This is a genomic window from Streptomyces sp. ADI95-17 (genome assembly GCF_003846175.1).
Lineage (GTDB): Bacteria > Actinomycetota > Actinomycetes > Streptomycetales > Streptomycetaceae > Streptomyces > Streptomyces sanglieri.
In genome coordinates this window covers 684,947-693,524 of sequence record NZ_ML123045.1, presented here as the reverse complement: position 1 = coordinate 693,524, position 8,578 = coordinate 684,947, and the positions used below count along the sequence as shown (strand labels likewise).

General features: G+C 70.7%; 8 protein-coding genes. 7 read left to right on the top strand and 1 reads right to left on the bottom strand.

Annotation, left to right across the window (positions count from 1 at the left end):
• Positions 1-38 precede the first annotated feature (38 nt).
• A complete protein-coding gene (locus tag EES42_RS11230) occupies positions 39-1,511 on the bottom strand; it encodes an MFS transporter (RefSeq protein WP_124717983.1) in 1,473 nt (490 codons plus the stop codon).
• 271 nt (positions 1,512-1,782) lie between these two features.
• On the opposite strand from EES42_RS11230, the gene EES42_RS11225 reads away from it, so the two are divergent.
• The 7 genes from EES42_RS11225 to EES42_RS11195 all read left to right on the top strand — a co-directional run bounded on the left by EES42_RS11225 (position 1,783) and on the right by EES42_RS11195 (position 8,573).
• Positions 1,783-3,363, top strand: a complete 1,581-nt coding sequence (locus EES42_RS11225; RefSeq protein WP_124717982.1) for an FAD-binding oxidoreductase — start codon at positions 1,783-1,785, stop codon at positions 3,361-3,363.
• A gap of 13 nt (positions 3,364-3,376) precedes the next feature.
• Positions 3,377-3,784 carry an SgcJ/EcaC family oxidoreductase gene (locus EES42_RS11220; RefSeq protein WP_124717981.1) on the top strand — a complete coding sequence of 136 codons (408 nt, stop codon included), beginning with the start codon at positions 3,377-3,379 and terminating at the stop codon, positions 3,782-3,784.
• A gap of 24 nt (positions 3,785-3,808) precedes the next feature.
• Complete coding sequence (locus EES42_RS11215; protein ID WP_124717980.1) at positions 3,809-4,699, top strand: AfsR/SARP family transcriptional regulator; 891 nt, start codon at positions 3,809-3,811, stop codon at positions 4,697-4,699.
• A 169-nt stretch (positions 4,700-4,868) separates the two neighbouring features.
• Complete coding sequence (locus tag EES42_RS11210) at positions 4,869-5,123, top strand: acyl carrier protein (protein ID WP_124717979.1); 255 nt, start codon at positions 4,869-4,871, stop codon at positions 5,121-5,123.
• A 56-nt stretch (positions 5,124-5,179) separates the two neighbouring features.
• Positions 5,180-6,439 (top strand): beta-ketoacyl-[acyl-carrier-protein] synthase family protein, encoded by a 1,260-nt coding sequence (locus tag EES42_RS11205; RefSeq protein ID WP_124717978.1) that lies wholly within the window; start codon positions 5,180-5,182, stop codon positions 6,437-6,439.
• A complete protein-coding gene (locus EES42_RS11200) occupies positions 6,436-7,746 on the top strand; it encodes a ketosynthase chain-length factor (RefSeq protein ID WP_124717977.1) in 1,311 nt (436 codons plus the stop codon). The genes EES42_RS11205 and EES42_RS11200 overlap by 4 nt, the downstream gene beginning before the upstream one ends.
• A 35-nt stretch (positions 7,747-7,781) precedes the next feature.
• Positions 7,782-8,573, top strand: a complete 792-nt coding sequence (locus EES42_RS11195; protein WP_124717976.1) for an AfsR/SARP family transcriptional regulator — start codon at positions 7,782-7,784, stop codon at positions 8,571-8,573.
• Positions 8,574-8,578: the final 5 nt, after the last annotated feature.

Genomic DNA, 8,578 nt, shown 5'->3' with positions numbered 1-8,578 from the left:
CCGCCCGACCACAGCCCTCGGGGAACACCCGCCCCCTTTCAGGCCGCGGCCTTCTCCAGCCGGCCACCACCGCCCTCACCGTCACCGTTGCCCGCGCCTTCGGCGGCGGGTGCGGTGCGCAGGGTCAGCAGGGCGGCGAGACCGCCGATCACCGCGAGGGCCGCGGCGCCGAGGAAGGCGGCGGAGAAGCCGTCGGTGAGGGCCACCGGGTCGCCGGGCTCACGGGCACCGTGCGCGGCGGCGATCGCCGTCATGGCGGCGAGGCCCAGCGCGGAGCCGACCTGGTAGCTGGTGTTGACGATCCCCGAGGCGAGACCGCCCTCCTCCGGGCGGGCACTGGAGAGCGCGGTGCCGAGCGACGGGATGAACGCCAGCGACATGCCCACCGCGGAGAGCAGGGAGGCGGGCAGCACGTCCACCCAGAAGTTTCCGTCCGGGCGGGCGAGCGAGAGCCAGAACATGCCCGCCCCGAGCGCGAACAGCCCCAGGACGATGAGGGGCTTGGGCCCGAACCGGGAGATCAGACGCGGCGCCAGAACGATCATCATGATCATGATGGCGACCGTCATGGGCAGCAGCGCGGAGCCGGAGGCGAAGGCGTCGAGCCCCAGGACCTGCTGGAGGTAGAGGTTGAGGAAGAACCACATGGGTATCCACGCGGCGGCCATGAGGAGCTGAGCGATGTTGGCACCGGCCAGGTTGGGCGCCCGCCAGATGCCCAGCCGCATCAGCGGCTCGCGCCGCTTGGCCTGGATCGCGACGAACGCGGCGATCAGCACCACGCCGCCCAGGAGGACCAGCCAGGTCTCGGCCGAACCCCAGCCGGTCTCGGGAGCACGGACGATGGCGTAGACGCCGGCGGCGAGACCCGCCGTGACGGTGACCGCGCCGGCCAGGTCGATCGAGCCGCGCCGCCCCGCGCCCGAGGGCATGACGGCGGGCGTGGCGATCAGGACGACGAGGGCGACGGGGATGTTGATGTAGAACACCCAGGGCCAGCTGGCGTACTGGGTGATGACCCCGCCGAGGAAGACTCCGGCGGTGCCACCGGCCGGGGCGGCCGCGCCGTACAGGGCGAACGCCTTCCCCAGCTCCTGGGGCCGGGAGCCGAACAGGGTCATCAGCAGCGTGAGGGCGGACGGCGCGATCAGCGCGGCACCCACCCCCTGGACGGCCCGCCCGGTCAGCTCGACCCAGACCTCACCCGCGAGGCCCGCGGTCAGGGAACCCGCGGCGAGGACGATCCATCCGGCGCTGAAGAGGCGCTTGGCGCCGAGCAGGTCGGACAGCCGCCCGCCGAGCAGCAACAGCCCACCGAAGGCGACGACGTAGGCGTTGAACACCCAGGACAGGTTCTCCTGGGAGAAGCCCAGGTCGGCCTGCATCCGGGGCAGGGCCACGCCGATGATCGACGTGTCCATGATGACCATGAACTGGGCCAGGGCGATCAGGGCGAGCGCGGACCATCTCCGCGGATCCGCCGGTGCGTTCGGTGCGGCTGATGCAGTCATCGCAGGCACTCCTATACGGGAGGGGGGTATCGAGGTATCGACGCGTGCAATATACCCCCCAGGGGTATCTACGGCCAGTCCGGATGTTCGGAAGGTTCCTGACGTCGCGACCGCGCCGCGCCGGGGCACGCCCCGGTCGTCCGGTGTTGGTGTCCGGGAAACGGCACGGTTCAGCGGGAATTCAGCGAGTCCGGACCGGTCGAGTGGAAGTTCGAGAGGTCTCGGCTCCGAAGAGCCGGGACCGATCGAGCGGACACGGAGGATCCACCCGATGGCCCATGTGACCCGTAGTGCCCCGCACCGGGAAGGCGCAGTCGCGGAGCGCGGCGGCGGGAGTCCGGCGTCGTCGACCGTGTACCCCGGCGACCCGCGTTACGAGGACCTCGCCCTGCGCCGCCGTAACGAGCGGTTCGTCCAGCGCCCCGCCTGCTTCCGGGTGGTGCGCTCCACCGACGAGGTGGTGGCGGCGGTGCAGTGGGCGGTCGATTCCGGTCGGCCGGTCTCGGTGCGCAGCGGCGGTCACTCGCTGGAGAACTCCGTGGGCGAGCACCCCGACGGCGTGATCATCGACATGACCGGGATGAACGCGATCCACTTCGACCCCGACCGGCGCGCCGTGGTCCTGGAGTCGGGCGCGACGCTGGGCGAGGTGTACCGCACGCTCTACCTGACCTGGGGAGTGACCGTTCCCGGCGGTTGGTGCCACTCGGTCTGTGTGGGCGGGCACATCCAGGGCGGCGGCTACGGATCGCTCTCGCGCACCCACGGTTCCGTCGTCGACCACCTGTACGCCGTCGAGGTCGTCGTCGTGGACGAGGCGGGCCGGGCCCGGGCCGTGCTGGCCACCCGCGAAAGCGGCGATCCCCATCACGACCTGTGGTGGGCACACACCGGCGGCGGGGGCGGCAACTTCGGTGTGGTGACCCGGTACTGGCTGCGGTCGCCCGGCGCGGAGGGGGACGATCCGGCGGATCTGCTGCCCAGGCCGCCCGCTTCCCTGACGGGGGGCGTCCTCATGTGGTCGTGGGCGGATCTGCCGAAGGAGTCGTTCCGGCGGCTGATGCGCAACCACGCCGACTGGCACGAGAACAACAGCGATCCCGACTCGCCCGGCACGGCGCTGCACTCCACGCTGATGCTCTCCGGCCGCAAGGAGCAGGACAGCCCGACGGACATCCTGATCTACGCGCTGGCCGACGGCGACGGCGCGGACGGGGCGGCGCTGGTGGAGAAGTACTTCGATGCCGTGAGCGACGGCGTCGGCGGCACCCGCCACATGATTCCCGCCGCACCCTGGCTGTACGTGCTGATGCCGCCGAACGGCGACGAGGAGTCGCAACGCGGGTCCGAGTACGGCCGCTACAAGGGCAAGGCGGGATATCTGCGCAAGGGGTTCAGCGCCGCGCAGGTCGACACCGTCTTCGATCACCTGACCACGGCACCACCCATGCTGGACATGGCCCGCGTCTGGCTCGTCTCCTACGGCGGCAAGGTCAATGACGTCGCTCCGGAGGCCACCGCGCTGGTGCAGCGCGACTCCGTCCTGAAGGCCGCCTACACCGCGACGTGGCTGGATCCCCGCGACGACGAGGCGTCCCTCGACTGGCTTCGGCGCTTCTACCGCGACGTCTACCGCGAAACCGGCGGGGTGCCGGTGCCCGACGGGACGAACGACGGCTCGTACATCAACTATCCGGACACCGATCTCGCCGACCCGGACTGGAACACGTCCGGCGTCCCCTGGCACGACCTCTACTACAAGCAGAACTACCCCAGGCTGCGGCGGGTCAAGAAGCGATGGGACCCGCGCAACGTCTTCCGCCACGCCCTGTCCATCCAGCCGGCCGACTGAAACGGAACACGCCATGTCCCATGCCGACCAGAACACCACAACGCAGACCGATGTCGCGGTGCGCGAACTGCTGGACCGGTTCCAGAGCGCCTGGACCTCGAACGACGCCGACGCCGTCGCCGAGATGTACACCGAGGACGCGACCCTGGTCATGACCGGCCTGGTCCTCGACAGCAAGGACGCCATCCGGGAGTTCATGCGCGCGGCGTTCGACGGACCGATGCGGGGAAGCCGCCCGCTCAACGAGCCCCGCATCATCCGCCGCACCGGAGCGGACACCGCGGTCGTGGTGAGCGACCTCGGCATCCTCCTCGACGGACAGACCGAGCTGGCCGAGAGCGACAAGCGGGTCGCGACCTTCGTGCTCGCCCGGGCCGACGGCGTCTGGCGGGTCACGGCGTATCACAACTGCCCCGCCTGACGGGCGGCCCCAGGAGGAGGACCCATGTACTTCAAGGTGCTCGGCGCGCTGGATGTATCGGAGAGTACGAAGGATCTGACGCCGTCGGCGCCGAAACTGCGCAGCACCCTGTCGCTGTTGCTGCTGCGGCAGGGGGACATCGTGCGCAAGGACCTGTTCGTCGACGAACTCTGGGGCGTCAACCCGCCGCCCAACGCACTGACCACGCTGCAGACCTACGTGTACCAGCTCCGTCGTACGCTGCCCGACCCGCAGACCCGGCGGGCCGGACACCGGCCCCGGGGACATGCCTGGAAGGAGGCCACCGCCGGCCCGTCGCACGGGCCGTGGCTGCGCACCACCTCCTCCGGGTACTGCGCGAGCATCCCCCCGGAGACGATCGACCTCTGCCGGTTCGAGACCCTGGCCGCACAGGGCGGTACCGCGCTCAGGCAGGGGAACGTACCCCGGGCCGCCGAACTGCTCGAAGAGGCACTGACGTTGTGGCGCGGCCCGCTGGTCTCCAATGTGAAGCACGGCCCGGTCCTGGAGGCGCACGCGACGGGACTGACCGAGGAGCGGCTGCGCGTCGTGGAGCAGTGCGTCGACACGCAGCTCTTCCTCGGCAGGTACCACGAGGTGCTCACCGGGCTGCGCGGGCTGCTCGTGGAACACCCGCTGGCCGAGGGCCTGTGGCAGCGGCTGCTGCTCGCCCTCTACCGGTCCGGCAGGCGCCTTGAGGCGATCCAGGAGTACCGGCGGCTGCACCGGATACTCGGCGACGGACTCGGGCTAGAACCCTCACGCTCGGTGCAGCGGCTGTACGAGGCCGTCCTGGCTTCCGATCCGGCGCCCGATCTCGAACGCATCGCGCTGTCCGCATGGCGCGACCGGGCCGTCATCCGCCCGGGGGGCGTGTCCCGGCACGTCGCCTGAACCCGACGAACCGGACGTATAGACACGGCACGTCCATCCCCCTCGATTCGTGCTGGAGGAGCCGGAAGGGGCGTCTGGAGCGGCTCCCCATCGACGCACCATGCCCGGCGCCGACAGTCCAACGGTCCGTCCGCACCGGATCGGCCACCGGCCCGACGAAAGGAAATCCGTGCCCGCCTTTACCCTCACCGAATTCCGGCAGGTCGTGGAGAAGTGCTTCCAGGGGGAGGCCGGACCCCTCGACGAAACCGCGCTGGACGCGACCTTCTCCGACCTCGGCTTCGACTCGCTCATGGTCTACGAGGTCACCGTCCGCATCCAGGACGAGTACCCCGTGGAGATCACCGACGACGAACTCGACGAGTTGCGGACACCGGGCGCGTTCATCGCCTTCGTCGACGCCAGGCTCTCCGTTTCCGGCTGAACCACCGCGCGAACCACTTGGTCCACCGCGGACAATCCGTCAGAGAGGTTTCCATCGTGGAGCGGTCTGTCGCCATCACCGGCATCGGGGTCATGGCCCCGGGCGGGGTCGGCAAGAAAGCGTTCTGGGACCTTCTGGTCTCGGGCCGCACCGCCACCCGCACCATCTCCTTCTTCGACCCGGCGCCGTTCCGGTCGAGGATGGCCGCCGAGATCGACTTCAATCCCGAGCTGCACGGGCTGACCGCCCGCCAGTGCCGCAGGCTCGACAGGGCCGCGCAACTGGCCGTGATCAGCGCACGTGAGAGCCTCGCCGACAGCGGGCTGGAGTTCGACACGGTGGACCCCCACCGGGTCGGAGTCTGCATCGGCAGCGCCGTCGGCGGCACGACCACGCTGGAGCAGGAGTACGTGGTCCTGAGCGACAGCGGCAAGGAGTGGGATGTCGACCCGGCGTACCTGTCCCCGCACCTGTTCGACGCCTTCGTGCCCAGTTCGCTGGCGGCCGAGGTCGCCTGGCTGGTGGGTGCGCAGGGGCCGGCCACGGTGGTCTCCACCGGCTGCACCTCCGGTCTCGACTCGCTCGGGCACGCACGGGACCTGATCGCGGAGGGCAGCGCCGACATCATGATCGCCGGCGCGACCGACACACCGATCTCACCCATCGCGGTGGCCTGCTTCGACGCGATCAAGGCGACCTCGCCGCGCAACGACGACCCCGAGCACGCCTCGCGCCCCTTCGACCGCACCCGCAACGGCTTCGTCATCGCCGAGGGCTCGGCGATGCTCGTCCTGGAAGAGCTGGAGCACGCCAGGGCGCGGGGCCAGCACGTCTACGGTGTCATCTCCGGATACGGCTCGCGCTGCAACGCCTACCACATGACCGGACTGCGGCCCGACGGGCGGGAGATGGCCGAGGCCATCCGCTACGCGCTGGACGAGGCGAAGCGCCCGCCGGAGTCGGTCGGCTACGTCAACGCCCATGGTTCCGGCACCAAGCAGAACGACCGGCACGAGACCGCGGCGTTCAAACGCGCGCTCGGCGAGCACGCCTACAACGTGCCGGTCAGTTCCATCAAGTCCATGGTCGGGCACTCGCTCGGCGCGATCGGCTCGATCGAGATCGCGGCCTGCGCACTGGCCATGGAACACGGTGTGGTGCCGCCCACGGCCAACCTGCACGAGCCGGACCCGGAGTGCGACCTCGACTACGTGCCCAACGAGGCCCGGGAACGGCGCCTTGACACCGTACTCAGCGTGGGCAGCGGCTTCGGCGGCTTCCAGAGCGCCATGGTCCTCACCCGGGAGGGCATATGACGATCACCGCACCCGGCACCGCACCCGCCGCGGCCGCCACCAGGACCGCGGTCGTCACCGGCATCGGTGTCGTCGCGCCCAACGGGCTCGGCACCGAGGAGTGGTGGAGCGCCACCCTCCGCGGGGAGTCGGGCATCCGCCCGGTCCCGGACCACTCCACCCGGCCCGGCCAGGCGCCGCTGATCGGCCTGATCCCCGGATTCGAAGCGGCCGACCACCTCCCGGGCAGGCTGCTGCCGCAGACCGACCGGGTGACCCGGCTGGCCCTCGTGGCCTCGGACTGGGCCCTGGCCGACTCCGGGGCCGACCCGGCCGCACTGCCCGAGTACGGCATGGGCGTGGTGACCTCCAACGCGACGGGGGGCTTCGAGTTCACCCACCGCGAGATCCGCAAGCTGTGGACCCAGGGCCCCCAGCACGTCAGCGTCTACGAGTCCTTCGCCTGGTTCTACGCGGCCAACACCGGCCAGATCTCGATCCGTCACGGGATGCGCGGCCCCAGCAATGTGCTGATCGCCGAGCAGGCCGGCGGCCTCGACGCGCTCGGGCACGCACGGCGGGTACTGCGCAAGGGCGGCGAACTGGTCCTCACCGGCGGGGTGGAGTCGGCGTTCGACCCGTGGGGCGTGGTCTCCCACATCGCGGGCGGGCGGGTGTCGCGGTCGGGCCACCCGGACCGCGCCTACCTCCCCTTCGACACCGGGGCGTCCGGACACGTACCGGGTGAGGGCGGCGCGATCCTGGTCGTGGAGACGGCCACCGCCGCGGCCGAACGCGACGCCGGTCAGGTCTACGGCGAAATCGCCGGCTACGCGGCCACGTTCGACCCCCCTCCCGGGTCGTCGGCCCCGCCGGGGCTGGCCCGGACGGCACGGCTGGCGATGGCGGACGCCGGGGTGACTCCCGAGGACGTGGACGTGGTGTTCGCCGACGCGGCGGCCCTCCCCGCGCTCGACGCCGCGGAGGCCGCCGCCATCGAGGAGATCTTCGGCCCGTACGGCGTACCGGTCACCGCACCGAAGACGATGACGGGACGGCTCGCCGGCGGCGGACCTGCCCTGGACACCGCGGCCGCCCTGCTCGCCGTGCGCGACTCGGTCCTGCCACCGACGGTCAACGTCGAACGGCCGGTCCCGGGCCGGCGGATCGACCTGGTGCGCGGCGAGCCGCGCGAGGCCAGGGTCGAGGTGGCGCTGATCCTGGCGCGCGGCCACCACGGCTTCAACTCGGCGCTGGTGGTGCTCGCCCCGAACCGGATGGCAGCGGCTCCGGCCGGGGTGCCTGCCGCCGTACGCCACCACACCTGACCTCCACACAGTGACCGGCGACGGAAGGACGAGCGGTGGGGACACGACTGAGGATCACCGTGCTCGGCAGGCTGGCGGTGTCCCGCGGCGCGCTGACGGCGGCGCCCAGCGCGCCGAAGGAACGCAAGCTGCTGGCCATGCTCCTGCTCGGTCACGGCAGCCCGGTCCCGGTACGGCAGCTGGTGGACGAGCTGTGGGGCAGCAGCCCGCCGCGCACCGTACGGACGGCGTTGCAGACCCATGTGCTCAACCTGCGCGGCATGCTCGCCCGTCAGCTGCACATCCCTGGGGACCGGGTCCGCAGGGAACTGATCGTCACCGGGAACGAGGGGTACCAATTCCGGGTCGGTGATGCCGAATTCGACCTGCACGAATACCACCGGCTAGCAAAACTCGGGGAATCGGAACTCCGGGCGGGTCACCATCTCGGGGCGGCCGAATCGCTCCGTACGGCGGAGTCACTGTGGACGGGGCCGATACTCCCGGACACGAAACACGGCCTTCCGCTCCAATGCGAGATAACCCGGCTCGAACTGCAGCGGGACATGGTCCAGGAGCTGCGGATCGAGAGCGATCTGGCACTGGGCCGGCACCGGGAGCTGCTCAGCGAACTGACCGCGCTCACTCTCGCCCGCCCCTTCGACGAACGGGTTCATGAGTACCTGATGACCGCGCTGTACCGGTCGGGCCGCACCATCCAGGCACTCCAGGTGTTCCAGCGACTGCGCACGAAGATGGCTCAGGAGATGGGCCTGGAGCCGTCCCGGGTGATCCAGGACCTCCAGCGAAGAATTCTGGGCGCGACCGCCTACGAATCGATCCCGTGACCGCC

Bases quoted from the DNA above. Each gene is read 5' to 3' on its own strand.
- EES42_RS11230 (WP_124717983.1), bottom strand. From the start codon at position 1,511: ATGACTGCATCAGCCGCACCGAACGCACCGGCGGATCCGCGGAGATGG.
- EES42_RS11225 (WP_124717982.1), top strand. From the start codon at position 1,783: ATGGCCCATGTGACCCGTAGTGCCCCGCACCGGGAAGGCGCAGTCGCG.
- EES42_RS11220 (WP_124717981.1), top strand. From the start codon at position 3,377: ATGTCCCATGCCGACCAGAACACCACAACGCAGACCGATGTCGCGGTG.
- EES42_RS11215 (WP_124717980.1), top strand. From the start codon at position 3,809: ATGTACTTCAAGGTGCTCGGCGCGCTGGATGTATCGGAGAGTACGAAG.
- EES42_RS11200 (WP_124717977.1), top strand. From the start codon at position 6,436: ATGACGATCACCGCACCCGGCACCGCACCCGCCGCGGCCGCCACCAGG.